Annotated in this window: 25 protein-coding genes; 21 read left to right on the forward strand and 4 right to left on the reverse strand. The window is 63.8% G+C overall.

Annotated features, from left to right (window positions below; genetic code table 11):
• Window positions 1-142 precede the first annotated feature (142 nt).
• Entirely contained in the window at window positions 143-2,281 is a 2,139-nt protein-coding gene (locus IV088_RS01405; RefSeq protein ID WP_291096867.1) for an AAA family ATPase, read from the forward strand.
• Window positions 2,281-4,059 carry an ATP-dependent helicase gene (locus IV088_RS01410; protein WP_291096870.1) on the forward strand — a complete coding sequence of 593 codons (1,779 nt, stop codon included), beginning with the start codon at window positions 2,281-2,283 and terminating at the stop codon, window positions 4,057-4,059. Before IV088_RS01405 ends, IV088_RS01410 begins: the two co-directional genes overlap by 1 nt.
• Window positions 4,060-4,373: 314 nt before the next feature.
• Here the strand turns inward: IV088_RS01410 and IV088_RS01415 are convergent, their stop codons facing one another.
• On the reverse strand, window positions 4,374-5,603 hold the full coding sequence (locus IV088_RS01415) for a hypothetical protein (protein ID WP_291096873.1): 1,230 nt from the start codon (window positions 5,601-5,603) through the stop codon (window positions 4,374-4,376).
• 521 nt (window positions 5,604-6,124) lie between these two features.
• Here IV088_RS01415 and IV088_RS01420 point away from each other — a divergent pair.
• Window positions 6,125-6,649, forward strand: coding sequence for a hotdog domain-containing protein (locus tag IV088_RS01420; RefSeq protein WP_291096875.1), 525 nt, complete (start codon window positions 6,125-6,127; stop codon window positions 6,647-6,649).
• A gap of 211 nt (window positions 6,650-6,860) precedes the next feature.
• On the forward strand, window positions 6,861-7,208 hold the full coding sequence (locus IV088_RS01425) for a DUF2958 domain-containing protein (RefSeq protein ID WP_291096877.1): 348 nt from the start codon (window positions 6,861-6,863) through the stop codon (window positions 7,206-7,208).
• Window positions 7,209-7,241: 33 nt separating this feature from the next.
• Here IV088_RS01425 and IV088_RS01430 read toward each other — a convergent pair whose 3' ends face one another.
• Complete coding sequence (locus tag IV088_RS01430) at window positions 7,242-7,913, reverse strand: hypothetical protein (protein WP_291096879.1); 672 nt, start codon at window positions 7,911-7,913, stop codon at window positions 7,242-7,244.
• A gap of 534 nt (window positions 7,914-8,447) precedes the next feature.
• Here IV088_RS01430 and IV088_RS01435 point away from each other — a divergent pair.
• From IV088_RS01435 to IV088_RS01450, 4 genes are all read left to right on the forward strand, one after another.
• On the forward strand, window positions 8,448-9,275 hold the full coding sequence (locus IV088_RS01435) for a DUF932 domain-containing protein (protein WP_291096881.1): 828 nt from the start codon (window positions 8,448-8,450) through the stop codon (window positions 9,273-9,275).
• 92 nt (window positions 9,276-9,367) lie between these two features.
• Window positions 9,368-11,377 carry a ParB N-terminal domain-containing protein gene (locus IV088_RS01440; RefSeq protein ID WP_291096883.1) on the forward strand — a complete coding sequence of 670 codons (2,010 nt, stop codon included), beginning with the start codon at window positions 9,368-9,370 and terminating at the stop codon, window positions 11,375-11,377.
• A gap of 343 nt (window positions 11,378-11,720) precedes the next feature.
• On the forward strand, window positions 11,721-12,473 hold the full coding sequence (locus tag IV088_RS01445) for a hypothetical protein (RefSeq protein ID WP_291096885.1): 753 nt from the start codon (window positions 11,721-11,723) through the stop codon (window positions 12,471-12,473).
• Between the two features lie 728 nt (window positions 12,474-13,201).
• The gene (locus tag IV088_RS01450; protein WP_086920778.1) at window positions 13,202-13,513 is read left to right on the forward strand and encodes a DUF736 domain-containing protein; all 312 of its coding nucleotides are present in this window, start codon (window positions 13,202-13,204) and stop codon (window positions 13,511-13,513) included.
• Window positions 13,514-13,571: 58 nt separating this feature from the next.
• Here the strand turns inward: IV088_RS01450 and IV088_RS01455 are convergent, their stop codons facing one another.
• Window positions 13,572-13,862: a helix-turn-helix transcriptional regulator gene (locus IV088_RS01455; RefSeq protein ID WP_291096890.1), complete on the reverse strand. Its 291-nt coding sequence runs from the start codon at window positions 13,860-13,862 to the stop codon at window positions 13,572-13,574.
• A 312-nt stretch (window positions 13,863-14,174) separates the two neighbouring features.
• Here IV088_RS01455 and IV088_RS01460 point away from each other — a divergent pair, with 312 nt between their 5' ends.
• The 9 genes from IV088_RS01460 (at window position 14,175) to IV088_RS01500 (ending at window position 21,438) form a co-directional block, all read left to right on the forward strand.
• Window positions 14,175-14,528, forward strand: coding sequence for a DUF2958 domain-containing protein (locus IV088_RS01460; protein ID WP_291096892.1), 354 nt, complete (start codon window positions 14,175-14,177; stop codon window positions 14,526-14,528).
• A 294-nt stretch (window positions 14,529-14,822) separates the two neighbouring features.
• Complete coding sequence (locus IV088_RS01465) at window positions 14,823-15,653, forward strand: DUF2285 domain-containing protein (RefSeq protein WP_291096895.1); 831 nt, start codon at window positions 14,823-14,825, stop codon at window positions 15,651-15,653.
• A gap of 84 nt (window positions 15,654-15,737) precedes the next feature.
• Window positions 15,738-16,046: a helix-turn-helix domain-containing protein gene (locus IV088_RS01470; protein ID WP_291096896.1), complete on the forward strand. Its 309-nt coding sequence runs from the start codon at window positions 15,738-15,740 to the stop codon at window positions 16,044-16,046.
• Between the two features lie 35 nt (window positions 16,047-16,081).
• Window positions 16,082-16,921 (forward strand): replication initiator protein A, encoded by an 840-nt coding sequence (locus IV088_RS01475; protein ID WP_291096898.1) that lies wholly within the window; start codon window positions 16,082-16,084, stop codon window positions 16,919-16,921.
• 244 nt (window positions 16,922-17,165) lie between these two features.
• Window positions 17,166-17,804: a ParA family partition ATPase gene (gene parA / locus IV088_RS01480; protein WP_291096900.1), complete on the forward strand. Its 639-nt coding sequence runs from the start codon at window positions 17,166-17,168 to the stop codon at window positions 17,802-17,804.
• Window positions 17,801-18,073, forward strand: coding sequence for a chromosome partitioning protein ParB (locus tag IV088_RS01485; protein WP_291096902.1), 273 nt, complete (start codon window positions 17,801-17,803; stop codon window positions 18,071-18,073). The genes parA and IV088_RS01485 overlap by 4 nt, the downstream gene beginning before the upstream one ends.
• Window positions 18,070-18,651, forward strand: a complete 582-nt coding sequence (locus IV088_RS01490) for a DUF2840 domain-containing protein (RefSeq protein ID WP_291096904.1) — start codon at window positions 18,070-18,072, stop codon at window positions 18,649-18,651. Before IV088_RS01485 ends, IV088_RS01490 begins: the two co-directional genes overlap by 4 nt.
• Window positions 18,648-19,211: a S26 family signal peptidase gene (locus tag IV088_RS01495; protein ID WP_291096906.1), complete on the forward strand. Its 564-nt coding sequence runs from the start codon at window positions 18,648-18,650 to the stop codon at window positions 19,209-19,211. Before IV088_RS01490 ends, IV088_RS01495 begins: the two co-directional genes overlap by 4 nt.
• Window positions 19,212-19,482: 271 nt before the next feature.
• Window positions 19,483-21,438 carry a relaxase/mobilization nuclease and DUF3363 domain-containing protein gene (locus IV088_RS01500; protein ID WP_291096908.1) on the forward strand — a complete coding sequence of 652 codons (1,956 nt, stop codon included), beginning with the start codon at window positions 19,483-19,485 and terminating at the stop codon, window positions 21,436-21,438.
• Between the two features lie 45 nt (window positions 21,439-21,483).
• Here the strand turns inward: IV088_RS01500 and IV088_RS01505 are convergent, their stop codons facing one another.
• Complete coding sequence (locus IV088_RS01505) at window positions 21,484-22,266, reverse strand: IclR family transcriptional regulator C-terminal domain-containing protein (RefSeq protein WP_291096910.1); 783 nt, start codon at window positions 22,264-22,266, stop codon at window positions 21,484-21,486.
• A 158-nt stretch (window positions 22,267-22,424) separates the two neighbouring features.
• On the opposite strand from IV088_RS01505, the gene IV088_RS01510 reads away from it, so the two are divergent.
• Genes IV088_RS01510 through IV088_RS01525 form a run of 4 tightly spaced genes read left to right on the forward strand, consistent with a single transcriptional unit; the run spans window position 22,425 to window position 26,108 of the window.
• Window positions 22,425-23,390, forward strand: coding sequence for a tripartite tricarboxylate transporter substrate binding protein (locus IV088_RS01510; protein WP_291096912.1), 966 nt, complete (start codon window positions 22,425-22,427; stop codon window positions 23,388-23,390).
• Between the two features lie 38 nt (window positions 23,391-23,428).
• Window positions 23,429-24,667: an aromatic ring-hydroxylating dioxygenase subunit alpha gene (locus IV088_RS01515; protein ID WP_291096914.1), complete on the forward strand. Its 1,239-nt coding sequence runs from the start codon at window positions 23,429-23,431 to the stop codon at window positions 24,665-24,667.
• Between the two features lie 11 nt (window positions 24,668-24,678).
• Window positions 24,679-25,155, forward strand: coding sequence for an aromatic-ring-hydroxylating dioxygenase subunit beta (locus IV088_RS01520; RefSeq protein WP_291096917.1), 477 nt, complete (start codon window positions 24,679-24,681; stop codon window positions 25,153-25,155).
• Window positions 25,152-26,108, forward strand: coding sequence for a 4-hydroxythreonine-4-phosphate dehydrogenase PdxA (locus tag IV088_RS01525; RefSeq protein WP_291096919.1), 957 nt, complete (start codon window positions 25,152-25,154; stop codon window positions 26,106-26,108). Before IV088_RS01520 ends, IV088_RS01525 begins: the two co-directional genes overlap by 4 nt.
• The last annotated feature ends 4 nt before the right edge of the window (window positions 26,109-26,112 follow it).

Raw genomic sequence — 26,112 nt, forward strand, 5'->3', positions numbered from 1 at the left:
CGGAGTTCTTTGTGTTCAAGAAGTCGCCAGTTCATGCGCCGCTGGTCAAGCGTCTCTTGACGCTCTTCGCAGGCAACGGCTGGAACGCTACGATAGATTCCAACTAGACACTAGCGCCCGAGGGAGCACGAGGGCCCAAGATATGCACATCTCCAAACTTACGCTGGTCAATTACAGAAATTTCAAGAACACCAGTTTGACGTTCCAGCGCGGCGTCAACACCATCATCGGGGAGAACGGCGCAGGCAAGTCCAACATCCTCCGCGCCATCCGGCTGCTCCTGGACGACAACATGGTCCGCGCAGCTCATCGGCTGGAAGAGTCCGATTTCAGCCGCGCGCTGGATCAGTGGAAGGGCCACTGGATCATCATCAGCATGGAGTTCGAGGATCTCAGCCCCGATGAGGCGGTCCAGGCGCTGTTCCTGCACGGCACAGCCGGAATCCACGCCGGGCCGATTTCAAAGGCGACCTACAACCTCATCTTCCGCCCTAAGAAGGAAATTCGGCTGAAGCTGTCGGCCCTCAATGACTTTGACGGTGCGGAGTTGAAGGCAATCCGAGATGGCATAACCATCGACGACTACGAGAGCATTTTCACCGGTCGAAGCAACGCTGACTTTAGTGATCCGGCCACGTATCAACGGATCGTCGGAGACTTCGAGTCCTGTTCCTTTTCTAGCGAAACCGAGTTTCCTGAACTTGGGGCAAAGGTACCCGGGTTCCTGTCGGTCACCAAAGAGGTGTCACTCACCTTCATCCAGGCGCTTCGCGACGTCGTGGCCGAGTTTCACAACAACCGCACCAATCCGCTGCTTACCCTACTCAAAAGCAAGAGCGGCGAGATCGACGCGGCGGCCCTGGTCCCCATCATGGACAAGGTACGAGGTCTCAATGGCGCCATCGAAGGGCTTGAGGATGTGCAAGCGGTACGCAAGCACATTCGCCAGACGATCAAGGACACAGCCGGCGAGACCTACTCTCCGACTTCGTTGTCAATCCGGTCAGACCTGCCCGAGGACGCTGAGCAGCTTTTTCAGTCGCTTCGGCTGTTCGTCGGGGAAGCGGAGGATGAGTATGAAGGGACGATTAACGAACTCAGCCTTGGCGGCGCCAACCTGATCTACCTGACCCTCAAATTGCTGGAGTTCAAGTACCAGCGCGAGAAGATGGCGATTGCGAACTTCCTGCTCATCGAAGAGCCCGAAGCACATATCCACACCCATATCCAGAAGACGCTGTTCGATCGCATCGCATACGAGGATGCACAAGTCATCTACACGACGCACTCCACGCACATCTCCGAGGTGAGCAATGTGAGCAACGTCAACATCCTGGGTCGATGCGGCGCGTTCTGTGAGGCCTACCAGCCGGCGACCGGACTGGATCCTGCACAGGTGACGAGCATCCAGAGATACCTGGACGCGGTGAGGAGCAACCTGCTGTTTGCCAAGAGCGTGATCCTGGTGGAGGGGGACGCGGAAGAGATCTTGATCCCTGCGCTTGTGAAGCAGGTCTTGGGCCTGAGCGTGGACGAGTTGGGGCTTAGCGTCATCAACATCCGCAGCACCGGATTCAAGAACGTCGCGGTCCTGTTCCACGACATCCGGATCCGCAAGCGGTGCGCAATCGTCACGGACATGGACACGATCTTCTTCGACACTACGCCGAACCCGGCGGACGGTGACGCCTGGGCTGCCAAGAAGCGCAAGGCGATCGGCTCACAAACGGCCGGGGCGCAGCGGAAGATCGACTTAGACGCATTTGGCGCGGACAACGGCTGGGTGCGGAGTTTCTATGCCACGCATACCTTCGAGGTGGATTTTGTCGGGGCGGGCAACCACGAAGCGATCGTGCGCAGCGTCGACAAGGTCTACAAGGCGCAAGCGACAATCGCGCAGGCAACGACCGAGCTTCGGTCGGGCCTCCTTCATCAGAGTGGCTTCCGCACCCTGACGATGGCCGAGCAGGAAGGCAAGGGATGGTTCGCGATCTTGCTCGCCCAAACTCTGGATCACCAAGTCGTGGTGCCGCCCTACATCCGAGAGGCGGTGCTATTTGCGCATGGAGCGTTCTCGCGCCCGCTGATCATTCGAGTCCTTCAGCATCGGATGAGATGCCTGTGGCGCATTGATGTCGCCTCGCGTGCTCGTCTGAACGCGTTTGCCCTGGAACTGGAGCAGTTCCGTGACCGGAAGATCGATCTGACTACACTTCGCGCGGCGGCCGAAACGGCGTTGCCGGGAGACGTGGTCCATGCGTTCCTAGCCGGGATGACCTGATGTTTGCCTGGGATGCTACAGAGCTCAATCCCGAGCAAGCGGCCGCCGTCGAAGAGCCATCGAGCGTTTTCCTGGTCGCCTGCCCGGGTAGCGGAAAAACGCGCACACTGACCTACAAGATCGCGTATGAGCTGTCCCAGCGCACGGACAAGCGCATCGTCGTGGCCATCACCTACACCCACCGGGCCGCTGACGAGATTCAGGAGCGAGTCGAAGCCCTTGGAGTCGACACCTCCGCCTTGTGGATCGGAACCATTCACTCGTTCTGTCTCGAATGGATCATCAAGCCCTACGGAATCTACGTCCCGGAGCTGGCTCGCGGGTACACGGTCTTGGACCGGCACGACCGCGAAAAGATGCTCGAGCGACTGTGCGCACCGTACCGCGGCGTAACCTTGTGGGACTGCGACTATTACTTCGAAGGAGATGAGTGCCGACTGGGATGCGCCGACACGCGAAAGCACGACAGGATCCATCAGGTCCTGGCAGCCTACTTTCGAGAACTCGTGGACACGAGACGCATCGATTTCGAGTTGATCCTCTGGTACTCCCAGGTGCTGATCCGGAATCAGCCGCATATCGCAGCGCTGCTCTCGCAGGTCTTTTCCTATGTCCTCGTCGATGAGTACCAGGATACGAAGCAGATCCAGTACAACCTGGTGGGGGCCATCCTTCGGGCGGGCGCCGGCAGGACCAAGACGTTCATCGTGGGTGATCCCAACCAGGCAATCTATGGCTCGCTTGGCGGTTATGCCATTTCGGTGACGGATTTTCGCGCGCTCACGGGCATCCCCATTCGTGAGATGGAGCTTCGATTGAACTACCGTTCAAGCGCGCGGATCATCGGGCACTTCTCCAACTTCAACGTGCACGCTACCGACATCGAGGGAGCGGGCGAGATGGTCGGCTTTCCCAGCCACGTCTCCTACAACCGACTCGTTGCACATGACGACCTTCATGATGAACTCGTCAGGCTCATTCAAGAGAGCCTAGCCGAAGGGCATGCCCCCGAAGAGATCTGTGTGTTGGCGCCGTGGTGGATTTTGCTGGCGTCCACCACCCGAAAGCTGGTGGCACTGCTCCCCGACCAGCAGTTCGACGGTCCGGGATTGGTGCCGTTCAGCAATGATCCCGACAACTTTTGGTTCAAGCTCTCCAAGATCTTGCTGACGGAATCGTCGCCCCAAATGCTGGTGCGACGCATGCGATGGGCCAGGGACGTCATTGCTGACCTGCGAGATTTCGGCGTCGATACGTCCAAGATCACGCAGCGATCGTTACTGCGGGAGTCCAACTCCCTCGCCATTACCGAGACAGACGGCTTGGCGTATCTGGACCAAGCGTTCGTCGCGTTACTCGATCGCCTGGGGATCGAGCTGGGTGCTTTCCCCTCGCTGGTGGAGCATCGCGAAGCATTCTTTGCGAGTTCTCAGGCACGGCTAGAGAAGCTACAGAAGTCCGGTGCCGACTACATCACCGATCTGTCGTTCTTCAAGAAGGTGTTCCGTGAACGGACTGGGATCACGGTATCGACGATTCACGGGGTCAAGGGCGCGGAGTTTGATGTAGTCATAGCATTCGGACTTCTCCAGGGCATGGTGCCCCACTTCAGCGATTCAGACGGTGATGCCGCAGCCAGAAAGCTGCTGTACGTCCTGGCCTCGCGCGCTCGAAAGCACTTGCACCTCATCTCGGAGGCCGGTCGTTCACGCGGAAGCTACGGGAGCTATGAGCCCACCGATGTTCTGGCCCGCTGTGTGTTCGATTACGACGAGTAGTGAGTATCCGCGAAGCCGGTGGCGGAGGTGTAGCCGTGCGCCTCGCACCCGACCTGTCATTCGCCAGGGAGTTGCAACCACAAAACATCGAGCTCACGGGCTTTGGATGCGTTGCGGTCATAGGAACGACGGTCGTCGAATGTCCGGTAACGAATGTCGCAACCTATCGGGACGGGCGCTTCGAACGACTCTGTCCAGCCGAAAACGAGCGTCATCGAGGCCGGTTCTAAGGCGGCTGCAGACACGACGTTCAGCCGGGTGGCTGTCCCGCTCGCTGCTATAGATTCGAGGGCCGATGGGGCTCGCTTCGAGGTTCAGGGTGCAGCAAGTCTTGTGCTGCTCGGATCAAGGCTGGCGGCAACGCCGAGAACCCATTCACGCCAAACATCAAAGTCATCACTGGCCTTGCCGGATGCGTCTCGAAGCCCCTCCAAGTGCGCCACATAGCTCAGGAGCAGCTGTGACGACTGCCAGCTCTGTGCCTCACGCAGCAGCGCATCTCGCCGGGCCTTCTCTGCAGCATCTCTCTGCTGAGCATCTTCCCTGACCCGTTGCTCCTCAGCCCGGCGGCGAGCCGCTTCTTCTTGTTGCTCGCGCTGCCTCCCCCATCTGGCCACAGCTTCCAGAGAGCCACGGTGGCGGAATTCGGCGGCAGAAAGAATCTCGGGCCACCTGGTCTCCAAAGTCGTCGTGGACGTGTCATTCAAAGTCGTCTCTCCAAGGCCCATCTGCTCGATGCTGAGGCTAAGGCGTCCTGTCGGAGCCAACGTCTTCACGTATTCCTTTTCACGCGTGTACGAGTTGATCCTGTCAAAACGGGTACCGGCGTCAAGTTTCTCGGTCAACCTGATGCTGATGTGTGCCTCGCCTCGCTTGGCGATCAAGCGCTCCATTTGATCGGCGAACGTGAGCTGAAAGCGGGATTTTTCAAGCTCTTCGACCAGCGAGCTCATCAAACGCAGTGCCCGCTTATAGGTCATGAGCGAGACCCGGATCGCTGTCTTTCTGTGGGTCGCAGCAAGGATCTGACCGCGGTCACAGAAGTGTTTCCAGCTATAGAAGGGCGGTGCGACACCTCGATACTGTCGTCCTGGATACGCATCTTCCCAATCGTGCTTCGCTTTTCGCTGAAGTGCTTCCGCTGCCTCTTTTTCGTATTTGGGAAGCAAGGCTCGGATCAGAGGGTGAAGTGCCAACGGCTGCATCGCATCAGATCGCTCAGGTGATGGCAGCGGCATTTCACTTCGATCTGTTTCTGGATTCTGTTCAAACGATGTCTCCCTGGAACGCTTCGTGCCCTTCAGATGCCGACGCTCAACAACCTCGTTTGCAACAACGGTGGCGACGGGAGGAAGAGAAGGTTTGGGGACATTGTGGCCAGCAGCAAGCCTGGCCCAGTGGCCTCTCGCCGGTATCGGGATGCCCAGCTTTACGCACACCTGTCGAAGTCCCGGACCTGACAGGCCGTAGCGCTTGCCGAGATGAATCATGGGAACAGACCAAACCTCGGTGTAGAGCTGTTCCCGTTCAGGTATCGAACTCATCGCGCGCTCCAAGGGGTTCCATGCTTTCGCCAGCGTCGAACTTCATGATGCCATGTGCTTCCACCTGTCGAGTTTTCGCTGGGGCTCCGGGAGCTGGGCACGGCCGAACGTCAGCACCCAGCCCTGTTACGAGATCAGCCGCTCCATACATGGATTCGCAACGCTCAACGACTGTCGAGACGTGATCACGAATGACGTGCCAAATTTGGCGCTTCACGTTCGAAAAACGATTGGAGTTGAGAGGAACGGAAGTCCTGCGCGGCAGCGGTCATGGACATGAGACAACCAATGCCGGCCACTGAAGTTCCATGTGACGAAAAGCTGCGGTGGGCCGTAGCCGGCAGATGGCCTTTTGAAGGATGGGAGTGTTTGTCGCGGGCATCAACTCACCTACGCTGGAAAACGCCTGACTGGGTTGAAGACGCGATGCATCCGAACGAGGATCGAACGCTGTTCCTGTCACCCCGCTTTAACGCGGGGTTTCGGAGCGAATGCGCGTCATCAACCCATTTCCCCATCCCATGAACCACCAAGGCATCAGCGAAATCTCCTTTGAAGAAACCTACAGCGTGCCGCCCGAGCAGACGGCCCGGGCGCTGTTCTCCCGGCTCCCGCATGGAGGTGACTACGCACAGCGGCTGATCGAATGCTTGGCGACCGGGTATCTGGTCGCCGTCGTCGAATCCATCTGCATCCGCGAAATGCAGCGGCACGTGGATGCCGACTCGGAGGTCGTGGTGGGCCGGACGATCGAGTTGGAGCACAAGGGACCGATCCCGCCGGGATCAACCCTGAAGCTGAGGGGATGGGTCGAACGGCTGGGGGAGCGGAGCGCGAAATTCCGCGTGCAGGCATCAGACGACCACGAAGTGGTTTGCGACGGCTGCGTCATTCTGGTGGTGGCTCCGCGAACATCAATGGAATCGCGCATTGCTGCAAAAGTGGGCGCGCTGGGGACGAAGTCCGATGGAGACCTGGTTGAGGACGCGCGCGGCAAGTGTGCCTCGCCTGATTCGTTGAGCCGCCTGGAACCGCAGACTCCCTGAACGCACACTGCCCTTCCAGGGGATCAAGTAAGTGAGGTTTGGCTGGCTTGCTATTGCACCCAGCGTGCCACGCCGTTCTCGCCGTCAAGGTCGGCGCGCATCTGCGATGCGCTGGCGGCCTGGGCGGCCGTCTACGAACCTTGACCGCTGCGCTGCGCCGTGACCCGGAGGCTGCGGGCAATCCCGCCCGGCATTCCTTCTGGAGTTCACCATGAACGTACTCATCACCGACGAGCAGCGCGTGCTGCTGCTGGCCAACGGCCGCGAGACGCTGCGAAACCCTGACTTCGACCCGGCACCCGTGGTCAAGTTGTTCACGCCCGACGCTGGCGCGACCTGGCTGCTCACTGAGATCGACCCGGACGATCATGACCATGCTTTCGGCCTGTGCGATCTCGGCCTTGGGGCGCCCGAACTGGGCTGGATCAGTATGCGGGAGCTGGCGACGGTGCGCGGCAGGCTCGGGTTGCCGGTTGAGCGCGACCTGCACTTTCGAGCCGAGAAGCGCCTGAGCACTTACACACGGGATGCACGGCTGGCCGGACGCATCGTCGTCTGACCAGCCACCAGGGCGTAGCGAACGCCCTGGTTTTCAGGGTTTCAGCAGATCCGGCAGGCAATCGGCGAACACCGGCTGGATCTTGCTCATCGGCTGGACGATGGATTCGTCGCCAGTGAGCACGGCCATCGTCATGCCGGTCATGGTGCTCAGACCATTGGAGTTGCGCAGCACCTGCAGGGCCAGGTGCACGGGGAAACCATCGGCGCTGCGTCGCAGCGGGTGGATGCCGCCGTGCACGAAGGAGTTCATGGCGTTCCAGGACATGTCCTTGAACTGGGTCAGCATCCCGTGGGCCGCAGCGGGCACGCCCTGCCCGACCCGCTTGCCGATCTGATCGATCATTTCCTTTGCACTGGGCAGGTTCTTGGCGGCCTGTTCGGTTTCGATGGTAAGCGGCGCCGACAGCTTCTCGATGGCCGTATCGCTGGCGGCATAGATCAGCCACATGGCCCGGGTCAGTGCCTCGAACTGCAGGCGCATCAGGCTAACCGCCGAGGTCGGCAGGCCCAGGGCCATCAGGGCGCGCAGCGCTGTCGCGTGCTCCATGGCCACCACGCACATGCCCAGGGCTGCTTCGCCTCGCGGAGAACCATCGAAATCGGCGTCGTCGAGCAGCTCGGTCAGTCGCTCCATCAGCGCATCGGAGCGGGTGAGCATCTGATCCAGTGGGTCGTCGGAGTGGGCGGTGTCTTTCTCGGCCATGCCGTCATCGTAGAGCCATCGCGGTCACTGGGCGTCTCCGGCCATTGGGGGTTGGCCGGCCGCGCTGTCGTGCTGCGCATCGAGCCCACAGGCCCTGCGGTCCCGCCGTCTCGCCCCTGGCGGGCTTCCATCGTTTCCTTCCCTCCGGTCGGCTGACGCCTTCGGCCCGGCCTTGCGTCCGGGCCTGCGCACTGCGCTTGCGTGGGGTCGGCGCCACCAGCGGCCGAGGGCCATTGGCGCCCTCTTCCCTCGTCCATCACCACTTGCGCGACCGTAGCCCGCCGCCCGGTGCCGTCAAGGCGCGCCAGGCCGTGTCCTCGGCTGCGCCTGCGGGCCGCACCAGACCTGGCGCTTGCCTCCTTGACGGCACCGGGTGGCGCGCTCCTTTGGTCGCGGGCGATGAACTCAGGAAAGACGGTGGCGAAGGGGCCGGCCCAGGTCTCTGCGCCGACCCCACCGGAAGACCCGAAGAGGGCTCCGAATCTAGGAATCCGGTGGGGGTTTTCAACAGCCAGCTTCATTTGGAGAAAGATCATGCAACTTGCTTCCCGCTTTGCACCACGTTCGCCGGTGCTGCGTTCCGAAACTCCGCTGTCGGATGAACAGATCCGCGCCGTGGCGCCATCCATCTTTGCCGAGGCGCCGCACGGCAGCCGCTCCGAGCGCTACAGCTACATCCCCACCGCCACCGTGCTGCAGGAACTGCGCGGCGAGGGCTTCCAGCCTTTCATGGTGTGCCAGACCCGCGTGCGCCAGGACGACCGGCGCGAGTTCACCAAGCACCTGATCCGGCTTCGCCACGCCAGCCAGATCAACGGTCGCGAGGCCAACGAAATCATCCTGCTGAACTCGCACGACGGCACCAGCAGCTACCAGATGCTGGCCGGCATGTTCCGTTTCGTGTGCCAGAACGGTCTGGTGTGCGGCGACACCGTGGCCGACGTGCGCGTGCCGCACAAGGGCGACGTGGCCGCGCAGGTGATCGAAGGCGCCTACACGGTGCTGCAGGGCTTCGGGCAGGCGCAAGAGTCGCGCGAGGCCATGCAGGCCGTGGCGCCGGACACGGGCGAATCCGAGGTGTTCGCGCGCGCCGCGCTGGCTCTCAAGTACGACGACGCCGACAAGGCACCGCCCGTCACCGAATCGCAAATCCTGATGCCACGTCGCCACGACGACGACCGGCGCGACCTGTGGAGCGTGTTCAACCGCACCCAGGAAAACCTGATCAAAGGCGGACTGACCGGCCGAAGCGCCAACGGGCGCCGCCAGAGCACCCGCCCCGTGCAGGGCATCGACCAGAACCTGCGACTGAACCGCGCCCTGTGGCTGCTGGCCGATGGCCTGCGCCAGCTCAAGGGCTGATCCCTTTTCATCCCCCCGCGCGCGGCGCGCGGGGCTTGGCCCTACCGCCGCGCACCGTCTCGCTTTCCTCATGCACCCACAGGAGTTTCACCATGAACGCACTCACCCATCCCGAAGTCCAGGCCCTGCACGCCACCCCCGCACCGCAGGTGCCCGCCCAGCCCTCGCAGCAAATGCTGCTCGTGCCGCTGTCGCGGCTGCGCCCGTCGCGCCGCAACGTGCGCAAGACGGCGGGCCCATCCATCGAGGCGCTGGCCGCCAGCATCGAGCGCGTGGGCCTGCTGCAGAACCTCACCGTCACCCTGGCATCGGACGGAGAGCACTACGAGGTGGTGGCCGGAGGCCGCCGCTGCGCCGCCCTCAAGCTGCTGGCCAAGAAGCGCCGCATCGCCAAGGATTGGGAGGTGCCTTGCCTTCTGGTGGCCGACAGCAGCGCTCGCACCGCCAGCCTGACCGAGAACGTGCAGCGCGAGGCCATGCAGCCGGCCGACCAGTTCGAAGCCTTCGCTGCCCTGGTGGCCGAGGGGCGCCCGGTGGAAGACATCGCGGCCGACTTCGGCGTCACGCCCCTGGTGGTGCAGCGCCGCCTCAAGCTCGCCAATGTCTCGCCCCGCCTGATGGCCGACTACCGCGCCGACGCCCTCAGCCTGGAGCAGCTGATGGCGCTGGCTGTGACCGACGACCACGTCGCCCAGGAGGCCGCGTTCTATGAAGCACCCGAATGGCAGCGCAGCCCGGCAGCGCTGCGCCAGCGCCTGACTGAGCGGGAAATCGGCGCCGACCATGCCCTGGTGCACTTCGTCGGCCTGAATGCCTACACCGCCGCCGGGGGTGGCATTCGCCGCGACCTGTTCGCCGACGACGAGGACACCGGAACCACCCTGACCGATGCCGCGCTGCTGGAACGGCTGGTGCGCGAGAAGCTGGAGGCGCTGGCCGAACCTGTGCACGCCGAGGGCTGGGCCTGGGTGGAGGCGGTGCCGCACCTGAGCCCCGCCGAGCGGCAGGCGTTCCAGAACGCACCGCGCACGCGCCGCGAACCCACGGCGCGCGAGGTGCGGCGCATGGAGGTGCTGCAAGGCCGCATCACCCGCACCGATGCCGCGCTCGAAGAAGCCTACGACGCGGACGACGAGGACAAGGCCGAAACCCTGCACCAGCGCCACGAGGCCCTGGCGACCGAACTGGAAGCCGTGCAGTCCCAGTTGAGCGGCCATGCGCCCGAGGTCCGGGCCATGGCCGGGGCCATCGTCACGCTGGATCGCGAGGGGCAGCCCCTGATTCACCGGAGACTGTTGCGCGACGCCGAAGCCAAGGTGCTGCGCGCGCTGGACGCTGCGCGGCAACGCGCCGTCAGCGGCCGGACCCCTGGCGACGATGGCAGCAATTCGGACGGATCAACCACGGGCGATGCGCCGCACGGCGCAGAACACCTGTCCGACCGGCTGGCGCAGCGCCTGAGCGCCCACCGCACCGCAGCCCTGCAGATCGAGTTCGCGCGCCAGCCGCAGGCGGCGCTGGCTGCGCTGGTGCACGCTCTGGTGCAGCAGGCCCTGCAGGGCGGCTATCGCAACGCCCTACCCCTGGGCTTGCGCATGAGCCTGCGTGATCGCCTGGAAGACCTGGCACCCGACTGGCCCGAGTCGCCCGCCGCGCTCGCGCTGCGCGAACTTCGTCAGGCATGGGCCGAACGTCTGCCGCAGGAACCGGGCGAGCTGTTAGCCGTACTGCTGGACAAGTCCCAGGATGAACTGGTGCAACTGCTGGCGCTGTGCACCGCCCCAGCGGTGGACGTGGTGACGTCCCGCGCGACCGCCAGTCAGCCCGGCGCTGAACTGGCGCAGGCGCTGCGCCTAGACATGGCCGCTTGGTGGAAGCCCACGGCCGACAGCTATTTCCAGCACGTGCCCAAGGCAGCCATCCTGAACGCGGTGGCGCAGTTCGCGCCGAATGAGGTGCCCCGTCTGTCCAAGCTCAAGAAGGCCGAGATTGCGCTGGAGGCCGAGCGACTGGCCGAGGGCAGCGGCTGGATGCCGGCCGTGTTCGGTCGCGAGGTGCCAGAATCAGTGAAGCACACAGAGGCGGAAGCATCTGACGATTGACGCAGGCAGGTCCGCAAAGCCCTGCAAGGCCCCGGCGCTTGCCGCCCGGGGCCTTGTAGCTTCCGACTTGGGTGCGCGCCGCATGGGCTGAACGGGGTCTCAGAAAAACGCCACACCGCCGCCTTCGATCAGGCGGCGGCGTGGCGGCGCGCAAGTGCTTGCACGAGCACTGGTGCCCACGCGATTGGCATCAGCGCATAGAATGCCGAGACAGCCGCGTCACGCTGAACCTGCTGCCGGGTTAAACGACGTTTCTCGCTTCCCTTCTCTGATCGCAGACCGTGTCCATTCCTCCGGTCGGTGCGTAATCGGCAGTCATCGACCATGCACAAAGGAATTTGGCATGTCTGATTCGACATTCTTCGTCTCCGCTGCGGCCGTGCGCAATCTCAAGCACAGTGCCCAGCACCGCGTCAGCGGTGTCTCGTCCGCTCATCTCAGTGAAGCCCTTGCGTCGGCGCTCGGCTTCAAGACGCATGCGGCGCTACGCGCTGCTCTCGCCGGTCGAACGACCGTCGAGGTGCCCAAGCCCAGCAATGCGCGCATGGTGCGGCGACTCCAGGAGCTGGGCTACAACGCCACAGGGGATCTGCGTCTGGTCCCCGAGTTCGAGCACTCGTACTCGCCGTTCCGCAACTTCCCCCTGAGCAAAAAGCGAAGTGCACGGTGGACGGGCTGGCGCAACCTGATGGTCGCTGCCATCAATGCGGGGCTGGAGCAGCGACTGTTCGGCCTGGAGCCCAGCGACAACTGGTGGCCCGGCGGCAATCCGCACAGCCAGCTTTGCAAGCGGCACATCTACCGCTTCGACCTTGAGGGTGGCCATATGGCCGTGGCCAGTGTGGATGCCATAAGCGGCGATGAACTGTCGATCAACGTGGTGCTCGATCCGCGGCATGAGGGCATTGAGCCCGACCGATTCAATGGTTTACGCGATGGCGACGCCCATGCTCACGCGTGGGTGGAGCGCCGTCTCGGCGCCTGGATTCAGGACGGCGGTGAGGACTTTTCCTGCAAGCGAGCGGTCCAGCCCTGGCTGGCTCAACTGGAGATCGACCCTATGGGCTATTCGGACCAGGGTAGCTTCTTCATGTGACCTGGGCTGTGGTGCGTCTGGGTGGGCGTGTCGGCGCCCAGCGCCGCCAGGCTCTCGGGCTGCGCCCCGTGCCGTCATAGCCGTCACCGCCCTTCGGCTTCGATCCTTCACGCCTGCGCGCTGCGCTTGCCTGAGCGGGCCGGATGCGTTCGTGCTTCGACTCCGGCCCTGCATCACCCCGCCGTGCGAGCCGGGTACTACGCCTCAGCTCGCTGCGCTGGGTTGCCTGGTGTGCCCTCTTCCCCCACGCTGGCGGGCAGATCGGTGGGGGGTGTCGAAGACCGCAAGGTGTGGGCACTGCCCTGGTTGACCTGGCAGGCGGCGCACGGTGCGAGGCGCCGGGTGGATGCCGCAAGGGCTTCTAACGTTGTTGCGACTCTGACTGATGACGCAATGGTGGTGGCCGCTGAGGTCTCAACGCAAGCATGGTGAACGTGCTCGGCCATGAGGCCTTTCGGGAAAGGTGCGTCCCAGGCGTCCTTGTCTTGTCGTGAATCCTGGCGGGGTCACGGCTGCGCCTCGGGCTTGATGGCCGCAACCGTACGGCCCAAGAAATTTCCCCTCCGCTGCGCGGATTCCTCGCGAGGCAAATTTCCCGTGCCTGCCGGTCCTCCACGCCGTTGCGGCCCCTTCGCTTCGCTGCAGGGTGCGGCCCGCCCGTCCCCCGCCTGACGGATCACAACAAGGACGCGATGGGCGCGACCTTGGCAACCCGAAAGGAAATCATCATGGCCAACATCGGCACCTTCACCGCTCAGAACGACGGCTTCATCGGCACCGTTCGCACCCTCACGCTCAACGTCAAGGTCAAGTTCGTTCGCAACGACAAGGGCAGCGAGAACGCCCCCGACTACCGCATCCAGGCCGGCACCGGTTACGACATCGGCGCCGCCTGGAAGAAGGTCAGCCAGTCCGAACGCCCCTACCTCTCGGTGACGCTGGACGACCCCTCGTTCCCGGCGACCATCTACGCCCGCCTGATCGAAGAAGAAGACGGCACGCACAACCTGATCTGGTCGCGCAGCAAGCCCACGGCCTGACGGCAGGTTCGATCCCGTCGTCCAGGCGGGATCGATGCTGCAGGCCAAGCCTGCAGCATCAGGCCGCGGTCGAACCCAGTTGGGCTTCGGTCGCGGCCATCAGGTCGGTCGCGCCGCATTCCAGCGCTGCCGCGATCTTGAAGATCAGCGGCAGCGAGGGGATGTGCTCGCCACGCTCAATCTTGCCCATGTGCGAGCGCTCGATGCCTGCCCGGTGCGCCAGCGCCTCCTGGGCCATGCCCTGCCCCGAGCGCAGCGCACGCACCGCTGCGCCGAAGGCTTGCGCCAGTTCGGCATCGAAGGTGGTGGCGCCGGCCGGACGGCCAGCCTGAATGGGGCGCTTCTGCATGGACAGAAGCGTTCCGTTTGGAGAGAATTAAAACCACGTTATCTTTAACTCATGAGCGGTTTGCGCGGCCGATTCGGTGAATCCACTCATGGGTGCTTCCGTGCTTTTGCGTAACAATCGTGTATCCACGTAAAAACTCAAAGCCACATTGGCTCATTCGAGCATTCACGCCATGCCGACTTTCAGCCTTCGTGCAAGCGTGTTTTTCTGCAAAGGCGGCTGTGCGCCTTTACGGGCAGACACGAAAGCGGCTTCGCGACTCCGTGCTTCTGATGCAACGCGTGTTTCCGCACAGCGCCACGCACTCTGACCATGCCGGCTGAACCTCTCATCACCGACGAGCAGCGTGCGCAGTTGCTGGCCAACGGCCATGCCCGCGCCGCTGACGCGCAGGCCGACCTGTGGCCTGTGGTGCGCCTGTTCACGCCAGACGCACACGCGACCTGGCTGCTCGCCGCCCTGAATCCTGCCGACGGCGACACCGCCTGGGGTCTGTGCGACGTGGGCATCGGTATGCCCGAGCTGGGCACCATCAGGCTGTCGGACCTCGCAGCCATCGTCGGTCCCGACCAGCTACCAGTGCGACGCGACCTGCACTTTCATGCCATGCGGCCGATGTCAGAGTACCTGCGGCTGGCACAGGACAACGGCTCGATCACGGACTGAGTGCTCAGCGCCTCCACACGTCAGACCGGGACGGTCTGAATGTCGCCACCACGCTTTCGCCGTCTTCATTCAGACCCAAACGGTCATGACGAATCCGCTGCGCCACGCCATGGTCGGCCTCGCCACGATGGCATTGAGGCCACGTCGCCGTCGCCTCGTACGCGCTCACCAGGAGTCCGGCAACCTTCGGATGCCATGTCGCCGCCCTGCCCCCAACCGGATGGCTGACCGACGGCCCTGGTAGCCGCCGCCGACCGATGCGACGTTCCTGCACAAGAACAGGGGATTCGCACCATGGCAGACCATGCCGACGGCCAGCCACAGGCCGCACAACCGCCGCCCTGGCACGCCAGCGCGGCCTACCTCTACGCGCTTCATCTCGACGCAGCGGCACTGGCCTGGGAGTACCTGCGACGCCACCCCGGCTACCGGTTGGCCTGGCGCATGCAGGCAACTGACGCCGGCGCAGCGCGGCCCTGGGGCCTGCGCACGCTGGAGGACCCCACGCTGGATGCGCGTGAGGCGCTGCCCCACTGGCTCAACACCCGGGCTCACGCCATCCGCGTGGTGCCCGACGACAACGCTGGGCCTGATGACTGCCCCTTCGAGTTCTGGCGCCTGCCCGGCCGCAAGGCCTTGCAGCACGATGGCCAAGGCCTCGTGCTCGCCGCGCGCTGGCCGGGTTGCTGCGCACGCATGGTGCTGGCGCCCGACCTGCAAGACGGCATGCCGCACGCCTTTGCAGTGCGCGCCTGCCGCGCCCCAGGCTCACGCTACCGCGACATGGCAGCCGAACTTGACCAACTGACTGCCGCCTGCCAGGCTGAACCGCTGGCCACGACGCAGCCGCGCCCCTGTCCTGCTGCACTTCAAACGCTACACACCCTACAGGCCCTCGATGCCAGCCAGGACGGCGCCTCGCTGCGCGAGATCGCAGAGGGCCTGTTCGGCGCTACGGATGTCGCGGCCGACTGGCACGCCGACAGCGCCTTGCGCGCCCGCGTGCGCCGCCTGGTGCAGCGTGGCCGCGCGCTGGTGAATGGTGGCTACCGCGAGCTGGCCGGGCTCGGCCCGCTGTCCGCAACCCAGCAGGGACGAAACCGCCCCACCCCAGATCGTCCCTGAGCAGAACGCCCGCATTTCCTGAGACTGCCTCCACCCGGCTGCAACCCCGCAGCCGGCCCTTCCTGACCGATGGAGGCGCCTCTCATGCGACCCGCTCCCCTGCGGCCTGCTGCCGCACCCGCTCACCCGCCGCAAGGCACCGCACAGGCGGCTGCCAAGCCACAGCCGCCGCGCTACCTCACCAACGACGAGGCCGCCGACTACCTGCGCCTGTCTCCCCGCACCCTGGAAAAACAACGCGTCATCGGCGGCGGCCCGCGTTTCCGGAAGTTCGGCCGGCGCGTCATGTACGCCGTCACCGACCTCGACACCTGGGCCGACCAGCGCAGCTTCGAAGCGACGTCCGACCCAGAGTACGCCGAGCACCACTCGGCCGACAGCCGTGCGCGCTGAGGGGCGCTTCGCGCCCTCTTCGCCGCCTGTTGCTGATGTCCTCACCTGCGCCACAGCGCCCTGCGGAACAGCTCGACCTGTTCCGAGCGCTGCCGGGCGACATGGCACCGCGCGACAGCCAGGACCTGATGGCCTACCCCTTCTTCTCGCTGGCCAAATCGAGGCGAACCAAACCCATCGACTTTCGCAGCGGCAACGTCGCCATCCGGGTGGAAGGCACGCAGGAACATGGCCTCGCCACCATCTGGGATGCCGACATCCTCATATGGGCGGCCAGCCAGATCGTGGAGGCGCGCGATGCGGGCATCACGACCTCGCGGCTGATGCGCGCGCGGCCCTACGAGATCCTGCGCTTCATCGGACGCGGTGTGTCACTGCGCGACTACCAGCGCCTCAAGGCCGCGCTGGATCGCCTGCAGTCCACCACCGTGGCCACCTCCATCCGCGAAACGACCGGGCGGCGACTGCACCGCTTTTCCTGGATCAACGAATGGAAGGAGCTGGCCGATGCCCGCGGCACGCCGCTGGGCATCGAGCTGATCCTGCCGGACTGGTTCTATGCGGGTGTGCTGGACGCGGCCCTGGTGCTCACCATCGACCCGGCCTATTTCGACCTCACCGGCGGCATCGAGCGCTGGCTCTACCGCCTGGTGCGCAAACACGGCGGCCACCAGCCCGGTGGCTGGCAGTTCGACTTCAAGCACCTGCACCGCAAGTCCGGCAGCACCGCCAAGCCGCACGACTTTGCCTGCGACCTGCGCGCCCTGGTGGCTCGGCAGTCCATGCCCGGCTACCGCCTGGGCATCGTGCGCATGCCTGGCACGGGTGCCGAGGTGCTGACCTTCCGGCCGGTGTCATCCACGGCACGGGGATAAGCGGTTCATGGCCTGTGGACGGGCTCGTGCCATCGGGCGTGTCCCGCCTCGTGCTATCCGGCGTGCCTCCATCGTGCCATCAGGCGTGCCGATCAGCCGCCAGCCCAACGGCGGCGCGGGTTGTCGTCTGCCGTAACGTACCTAACCCAATTCATCTAACTGGTGGTGAGAGCGCGCCGTTTCGGTGGACAAGTACCGACCGGCAGGCTGTCGCCGCCACGCTTCGAGCGGAAGGGACCACGCCGTGATCCTTGCCCTGCTCAACCAGAAAGGTGGCGTGGGCAAGACCACGCTGGCCACCCACATCGCGGGCGAACTCGCTTTGCGCGGTCATCAGGTGGTGCTGCTCGATGCGGACCCGCAGGGCTCTGCCCTCGACTGGACCCAACGCCGCAGCCAGCAGGGCCTGCCCCGGCTGTTCAGCGCCGTGGGCCTGGCCCGCGAGACCCTGCACCAGGAAGCGCCCGAGCTGGCCCGGCGGGTTGATCACGTCGTCATCGACGGCCCGCCGCGCATCGCGGCGCTGGCGCGCTCCGCGTTGCTGGCGGCCGACCGTGTGGTCATCCCGGTGCAGCCCAGCCCCTACGACCTGTGGGCCAGCGCCGAGATGGTGGCGCTGATCCGCGAAGCCCAGGTGTTTCGCCCGGCGCTGCGCGCGGCGTTTGTCATCAACCGCCGCGTCAGCACCACCGTCATCGGCCGCGAAGCGCGCCAGGCGCTGGCCGATCAGCCACTGCCAGCACTGCGCTCGGAGATTCACCAACGCATCGTATTCGCCGACAGCGTGGCCGCTGGCCGGCTGGCCTGCGAAACCGCACCCGACAGCGCTGCCGCACGCGAGGTAGCCGCCCTGGTCGATGAACTGCTGAGGTGGCCGTCATGACGGAAGAACGCGCGCCGCGCGGCAAACGCATCGCCATCGGCGTGCGCCCGCCCGCCAACCCGCAGGCCGAGGCCTGGGTTCGCCAGGGTGATGTCGAAACCCTGCAGAAAAGCGATCTGTTCACCGCCCGCCTGACGCTGGACATCACACCCGCCATGCGCGCGCGCATCAAGGTCTCGGCGTTCACCCAGGGCACCACCGTGGCCGATCTGCTGCGCGCCCTGCTGGAGCGCGAATTCCCGGAATCCCGTTCGGAGACATCCCCATGAACATGCACACCACGCCCGATGGCACGGTTTCGCCCAGCGCAGCGCATTCGCCGCTGCCGCGCCCTCTTGCGCTGCAACACAGCCCGGCTGGAACTCCGCCGCTGACACGTGTCTCGCTGGCCTATGTCCACCAGCGGTTCAACCTCTTTCTGCGCTTTGGGCAGCCCGAACGCACCTTGCAACTCGACCACTGGCGTCGCTGCGCAATCTTCAATCCGTCTGCCATCTTCTGCCGCGTGCGCTGGCAGGCCAACGACCACGGCACAACGCTGTGGCAGTTGATGGTGCTTCAGGCCGGCACCCCACTGGAAACCTTGCAGCGCCTGCCCGGCGTTCGCCCCGGGGCGCGCCTATTGCTGAACGTTGAAGGCGAACTCAAGGTACGCGCCGTGTTGCAACAGATAGACGTCATCGAGGCACAAGGCGTCGATGTCTGCACCGTCGCCACCGCGTACTGGGGCACGCTTGGCAACCGTCTTGCGGCCTGGACCTCTGGCCCTTCGGTCGCTCCACTTCAACTGCCCGCATACAGCGCCGACCGCCATGCCGCCACGCGGGCCGCGAGGGACTTGCCATGAGCAGCTCGCGAGCTTCCGTCCTTGTCCTCGGCAGCGCAGCGACCGTCGCATTGGCTGCCCTAGCCTGGGCCTCGTTCGCCAAGCCCTTGCCACGCCTGGTCTACAACCCGTCGGACAGCGTGCCGGTAGGCTGGTACCGCGTCGATCTGACGGTGCAACAGCCAACGTCGGGCACCACACCTGAGCCAGCACCGCTGCAGATCGGCAGCATCGTGCTTGTGCGCCTACCTGCCCACACCGCTGCGCTGGCCGCGCAGCGCGGCTACCTGCCGCTGAAGTTGCCGCTGCTCAAACGCGTGGGCGCCGTGGCACCACAGCGCGTGTGCATCATTGGTCAGACCTTGCGCATCGACGGCAACTTCGTGACCACCACGTTGCGCGCGGACCGCCTGGGTCGCCCTCTGCACGGCTGGCCGCAGTGCCGCCGCTTGCGGTCTGGCGAAGTGTTCCTGCTCAGCGCAACAAATCCGGCGTCGTTCGACAGTCGCTATTTCGGGCCGGTGCTCAGCACCGATGTCATCGGCACTGCGCACCCGCTGTGGCTGGAGTCCCAGCCATGACGGCTGCGCGACGGCTGTCGCCGCAGCCGCCGGTGCATCGCCTCACCGTGCCCGCCGGCCCGGTGGACGGCACAGGTGCACTGAGAAAGATGCAGGGCAAGATAAAAGGTCGCGGCACCCGGCCGCTTGAAAACCCTGTCTGCACGTGGGGTTGGCGCGGCACGCGCCTGGGAGCGGGAGCGTGCCGCGACAGCGCGCAATGCCGCGGCGGCATTGGCGAAGACGCGTGCTTCGTTCGCCCGGCTGCGCTGCTCTTGGATGGAGACACAGCATGAGCAATCCAGACGATGTCCGCTTCAGAGTGCGGCCCGGTGCTCCGAAACAGCGAGGCGCAGCCTTCATCAACAAGGTGCTGCGCGAGACCAACAAGGCCGGCGCAAAGCTCGGCAAGACGATTGGGAAAGCCAGCCAGCGGCCCGGCTCCAGGTTGGGGCGCGGCCACGTCGCAGCCCGTTTTGCCGGAGCTTCGCTCATGCCCAATGCCCGGCGCGTGACGATCAAGGCTCGGCTGGTCAATCTGTCCAAGGCTGGGCTGCGGTCGACCGCCGCGCACCTGCGCTACATCGAACGCGAAGGGGTGGATCGCCAAGGCGGTCCGGGCCACGCCTATGGTACGACCACCGACGCGGCGGATACCGCTGCTTTCGAGGAGCGCGGGCGCGAGGATCGGCACCAATTTCGCTTCATCGTTTCACCGGAAGATGCCGAACAACTCGACGATCTGCGCACCTATACCCGGCACCTGATGGCGCGCATTGAGTCCGACATGGGCACCCGGTTGGAATGGGTGGCAGTAGATCACTGGAACACCGACAACCCACACACGCACGTCGTCCTGCGCGGCAAGGACGACACTGGCAAAGACCTCATCATTTCCCGCGACTACATCGCCGAGGGGATGCGCCGTCGGGCCGCTGAACTGGCAACCGAGTGGCTGGGGCCGCGCACCGAGCTGGAAATCCAGCGTGCTATGCAGTGTGAAGTCGACCAGGAGCGATGGACGGGGTTGGACCGCACCTTGCAGCGCGAGGTCAAGGACGGCCTGGTGCTGCCGGAGACACTGGCCGCACCCCGGCTGCTACGCCAGCGACAGATGCTGATCGGCCGCCTGCAGCACTTGCAGCGCATGGGCCTGGCGACCGAAAAGCAGCCCGGCATGTGGGCCATTCACGCCGTCGCCGAGTCCACGTTGCGAGCCATGGGCGAGCGTGGCGACATCATCCGCACTATGCAGCGTGCCATGAGCGGCCGGCAGCGCGAGCTGGCCGTGTTCCAACCCGGCGAGGATGGCCGCGCCATCGTCGGCCGCGTCGTCGGTAAGGGACTGGCCGACGAGCTGCATGACAAGGGCTACCTGATCGTCGACGGGATCGACGGCAAGGCGCACTACGTCGCGCTGCCGTCGCTCTCGGAGCTGGAGCAATATCCAACCGGCGCCGTGGTGGAGGTGAAAGGCTCGGTCGACGTGCGAGTCGCCGACCGGAACATCACAGCGCTGGCCGTTGATGGCGTGTACCGCACCGATCACCATCTGGCCGTCGCGCAAGGTCAGGCCACGCCCAACCGTGATCCGCGTGAGGTGGTGGCGGCGCATGTGCGCCGGCTCGAAGCCCTGCGCCGTGCCGGCATCGTGGAGCGCGAGGCTGAAGGCGTCTGGCGCGTGCCGGGCGACCTTGCTGAGCGAGGCCGTCAGTACGACGCGCAACGTCTTGGCGGTGGTGTGGCGGTGGATCTGAAATCACACCTTACGATTGAGCGGCAGGCCCGAGTGATCGGCTCCACCTGGCTTGATCAGCGGTTGATCAGCAGTGGCAGGGGGCTGGGTGACCTGGGCTTTGGTGCCGAGGTCAAGGCTGCGCTGCAGCAACGGGTTGATTTTCTGGCCGAACAGGGGCTGGCTGAGCAACGCGGGCAGCGGGTGATTTTGGCTCCCAATCTGTTGGCGACGTTACGCGGACGCGAGTTGGCAAAGGCTGCACAGGACATTGCAGCAAAGACCGGCTTGGAGCATCGCCCGGTATCCGACGGTCGGCACGTGGCTGGCATCTATCGCCGCAGCGTCGTGCTGGTCAGCGGTCGCTTTGCGGTGCTCGATGACAGCATAGGGTTCAGCCTGGTGCCTTGGAAAGGGGCAATCGAGCCTTGGCTAGGACACCATCTCGCAGCGACTGTGCGCGGCAACCAAGTCTCCTGGGAATTGGGCAGACAGTTGGGGACGGCAGTATAGATAGAGGATGTTCGCTTGGACAAGCCAAACTGCAGGCTGGGTTTGTCAACTCAGACGTGAGCGCACCCAGTTCTGACTACGAAGCATGGCCGGCAGCAATTGCTCAATCATTTCACTGGCGGTCATGCGGTCTGCGCGGCTTGAAAGGCTCAGCGCACCCACCACAGAGCCCCCGAAGTTATAGAGTGGCACAGCAATAGACCGAACACCTACTTCAATCTCTTCGTTGCTCAACGCATAGCCGTTATCAGCGCAGGACACCAAGAGCTTACGAAGGCGCACAGGATCCGTGAGAGTGTGCGGCGTCAGCCGACACAGCGGCATGGCATTGAAAAGTGATTCAAAGTCGGCACCCGACTTTGAACTCAATAGCACACGTCCAGTCGCTGAGCAGTGCAGCGGCAATCGTGAGCCAACGCCCAGACCCACCGTCAAACTCTTGCGTGCGGTAGAGCGAGCCGCAACCATTGCTTCCATTCCATGGAGCACGACCACCGAAGCCGATTCTCGGGTTCGCTCGCTCAAGGCATCCAGCGTGGGCTGCAACAAGCGAGGCAATCGGGTCGAAGTCGAATACGCATAGGCCAAGCGCAGAACCCCGTGATCAAGCCAGAAGCGTTTGCCATCGGTCCGCGCGTAACCCCCTTGACACAGTGTCAGCAGACAACGTCGCGCGGCCGCCGGGCTAATACCGACCCGACGAGCTGCCTCAGACGAGGTCAGCCGCGCATGCTCATCGTCGAAAGCTTCGATCAGGCTCAGCCCCTTGGCGAGGCCGGCGATCAAGTCTTTCTCATGGTTTGGCGGGGGGAAAGAAATCGCATTCATGGGACCGGCATCACTTTGACAAGCGTCAAAGATATTTTGACGTTTTTGCGATATGCGCAATTTTGACTATATCAACCTCGGGCGACAAACGCACACTACGCCCCGTTTTGACGACATGTCTGGCTTGGCCGGACTTCCACCACCCGAGGAGAAAACTTTTGAAAAAAATCACGATCTGGATCTGCTCGCTAGCCGCCTCTCTCACCTGGACCTGCGCGCAAGCCAACGAATTCCCCAGCAAGTTGCTACGTCTAGTTGTTCCGTTCCCGGCAGGTGGCACGGCCGATGTTCTACCGCGCATCCTGAGTGAAAAGCTGCGCACCCGTTTCCCGGCTGGCGTGATCGTGGAGAACAAACCTGGTGCAGGCGGAAACATTGGTGCCGAGTTTGTGGCCCGCTCCGAGCCAGATGGGCACACATTGCTGGTGTCCCCACCGGGACCCATCGCCATTAATCGCAGCCTGTACGCAAAGCTGACCTACGATGCGAGCCAGTGGGTTCCTGTCACGGTACTGGCAGCCGTGCCCAACGTCTTGGCGGTCAGCAACCGGCTACCGGTCAAAAATGTGGCCGAGCTCATCACCTACCTCAAGGCCAATCCCGGCACTGTTTCTTATGCATCGCAGGGCAATGGCTCAACCTCGCACCTGACTGCCAACTTGTTCCAGTCCCTGACCGGAACACAGATGGTCCATGTTCCCTACAAAGGCACGGCACCCGCACTGACCGATCTCGCTGGTGGCCAGGTGGATGTCTTCTTTGACAACCTCGGCTCCGCAAGCACGCTGTACAAAGCCGGCAAGATTCGCATCCTGGCCGTCGCGGACAGCAAGCGCGCATCTATCGTCAAAGAAGTACCAACCTTTGCTGAAGTCGGCGTCACCGGCATGCAAGCCGTGACTTGGTTCGCCGTTGTCGCACCACCCGGCACCCCAGCTGTCGTCGTCACGAAACTCAACAGCGCACTGGTCGACATTCTCAAGCAGCCTGAAGTGCAGCAACGCTTTGCCGAGCAAGGCGCCGAAGCCGTGGGCAACACCTCAGAACAGATGAGCCAATTCGTTCGCGGAGAAGCTGCACGCTGGGCCAAGGTTATCAAGGATTCCAACGTCACGGTTGACTGACCGGCGACACATCAACCAGCAAACTCAAGGAAGCGACCATGAAACAGACTCACCCCATCACATGGGAGCGGGGGCTACAAACCCGCGTACCGTATGCCGTCTACCAACGCCAAGACATTCTTGAACAGGAACAGAAACGCGTCTACGAAGGTCCTGCCTGGAACTACCTCTGCCTGGAAGCTGAGATTCCCGAGCCAGGCAGCTATCGCACGACATTTGTCGGCCAAACACCCGTTGTTGTGGCACGCGACATAGACGGCGACATCTACGCCTTCGAAAACCGTTGCTCCCACCGCGGCGCGTTGATCTGTCTAGAGAAATCCGGTACGGCCAAGGACTTCCAGTGCGTCTATCACGCTTGGACCTACAACCTGCAGGGCACACTCAAGGGTGTGGCCTTTGAAGCGGGTCTCGACGGTGCCGGCGGCATGCCGCCCTCCTTCTGCAAGGACAAGCACTCCCCGCGCAAACTGCGTATCGCTGTTTTCTGCGGCCTCGTGTTCGGCAGCTTCAGCGACGAGGTGGACAGCATTGAGGACTACCTAGGCCCAGAAATCTGCTCGCGCATTGAACGTGTGCTGAACAAGCCGGTGGAGGTTATCGGTCGCTTCACGCAGGCGCTGCCGAACAACTGGAAGCTCTACTTTGAGAACGTCAAGGACAGCTACCACGCCAGCCTGCTGCATCTTTTCTTCACCACCTTTCGCCTCAACCGCCTGTCGCAACGCGGCGCGGTGATCGTGAGCGAATCGGGTGGCCATCACGTGAGCTATTCGATGGTGGACGCGCCGCAGGCCGAAGCAGGCAAGCAATACCAGGAGCAGGGTCTGCGCTCCGACCAAGAGGGTTACAAGCTCGCCGACCCGACCTTGCTGGCCGGCTTCAAGGAATTCGAGGATGGCATCACGCTTCAGATCCTCTCGGTTTTCCCAGGCTTTGTGCTGCAGCAGATCCAGAACTGCCTTGCCATCCGCCAGGTGCTCCCGCGCGGGGTGGAAGAAACCGACCTGAACTGGACCTACCTCGGTTATGCCGACGACACGCCCGCTCAGCGTGAAGTGCGCCTCAAGCAGGCCAATCTGATCGGGCCAGCCGGTTTTGTCTCAATGGAAGACGGTGCCGTCGGTGGCTTTGTTCAACGCGGCATAGCGACCGCTGGCGACGACGAAGCAGTTATCGAGATGGGCGGTGACAGCACCTCTTCGAGCCCGTCGCGGGTGACCGAGGCCTCGGTGCGCGGTTTTTGGAAGCTGTATCGCCGCCTCATGGATATCTAGGAGCATCTGACATGAACAACACTCTTTCACTGCGCGAGCGGATCGCGGCATTTCAGGCGGCCTACATCCGCTGCATCGACACCAACCAACTGGAAAGCTGGCCAGAGTTCTTTCTGCCTCAATGCCAATACACCGTGACCACGGCCGACAACCAGCGCGACGGCTTGGCCGCCGGCCTGATCTGGGCCAACAACCGCGCCATGTTGCAGGACAGAATTTCGGCACTGCGCAACGCCAACGTCTACGAACGGCACAGCTACCGCCACCTCGTCGGCCTGCCCTTCATCACTGGCGAGCAGCCTGCAACAGCCAGTTGCGAAACGCCCTTCATGGTGGCCCGCATCATGCACGATGGGCACACCGACCTCTACTTCACCGGCGTCTATCACGACGAGTTCGACGCTTCGGGCGATGCCCTGCTCCTGCGCAGCCGTGTTGTGGTGTGCGACAGCAGCCGCGTCGATACCCTGCTGGCCGTCCCGCTGTGATCTCACAGGCTGTTCGAATTGCATTGCCGCTGGGTGACCCCAACGGCATCGGACCGGAAATTGCGCTCAAGACAGCCGCAGCCTATGCGGGACGTCCCGACGTTTTCCTGACGCTGTTCGGGCCACAGGTTGTACTTCAGCAGACGGCGCAGTGCCTTGGGCTGACTGACCTGTTGGCCGCCACGCCAGTGGTATTCACAGCGGCCATGCCGACCGGGACCTTCCAGCCTGGACGGGTGTGCGCAGAGGCTGGATCGGCCATGATCTCGGCTGCCAGCTCTGCCATCACCGCCACCCGGCGTGGCGATTTCGATGCGGTGGTGGCCGGCCCGCACCACGAAACCGCCGTGCATCTGGCAGGCATCCCTTTTTCGGGCTACCCCTCGCTGGTGGCAAGTGTCTGCGGCCAGCCCGAGGACAGCGTATTTTTGTTACTGGTGGGCGGCGGCCTGCATATCGTGCATGCGACGCTGCACGAGAGCGTGCAGCACGCTCTCGACCGCCTGACGTCTGAACTGGTCGTGCAGGCTGCTCTGGCCGGCATGCGCGCCATGCAGCGCCTGGGCATGAACGCGCCGACCATCGGTCTGTTCGGCATCAATCCGCATGCAGGTGAAAACGGCCTGTTCGGAGATGCGGACGAGCGCATCACCAAGCCGGCCGCCGAACGCCTGCGCGCCGTCGGCCTACAGGTAGATGGCCCTATTGGGGCAGACACTCTGCTGGCGGAGCGCCGCCACGACTTGTATGTCGCCATGCTGCATGACCAGGGCCATATCCCGATCAAGCTGTTGAGTCCCAAACAGGCCAGCGCCTTGTCAATCGGTGCCGACGTGATTCTGTCCAGCGTGGGTCACGGCAGCGCTATGGATATCGCTGGCCAGTGCATTGCCGATGCCAGGGCCATGATCAATACCGTCGCTCGGCTTGCTGCCGTGCCGGTCCCAACCTGAACCA

Source organism: Hydrogenophaga sp. (assembly GCF_018780075.1).
Lineage (GTDB): Bacteria > Pseudomonadota > Gammaproteobacteria > Burkholderiales > Burkholderiaceae_C > Hydrogenophaga.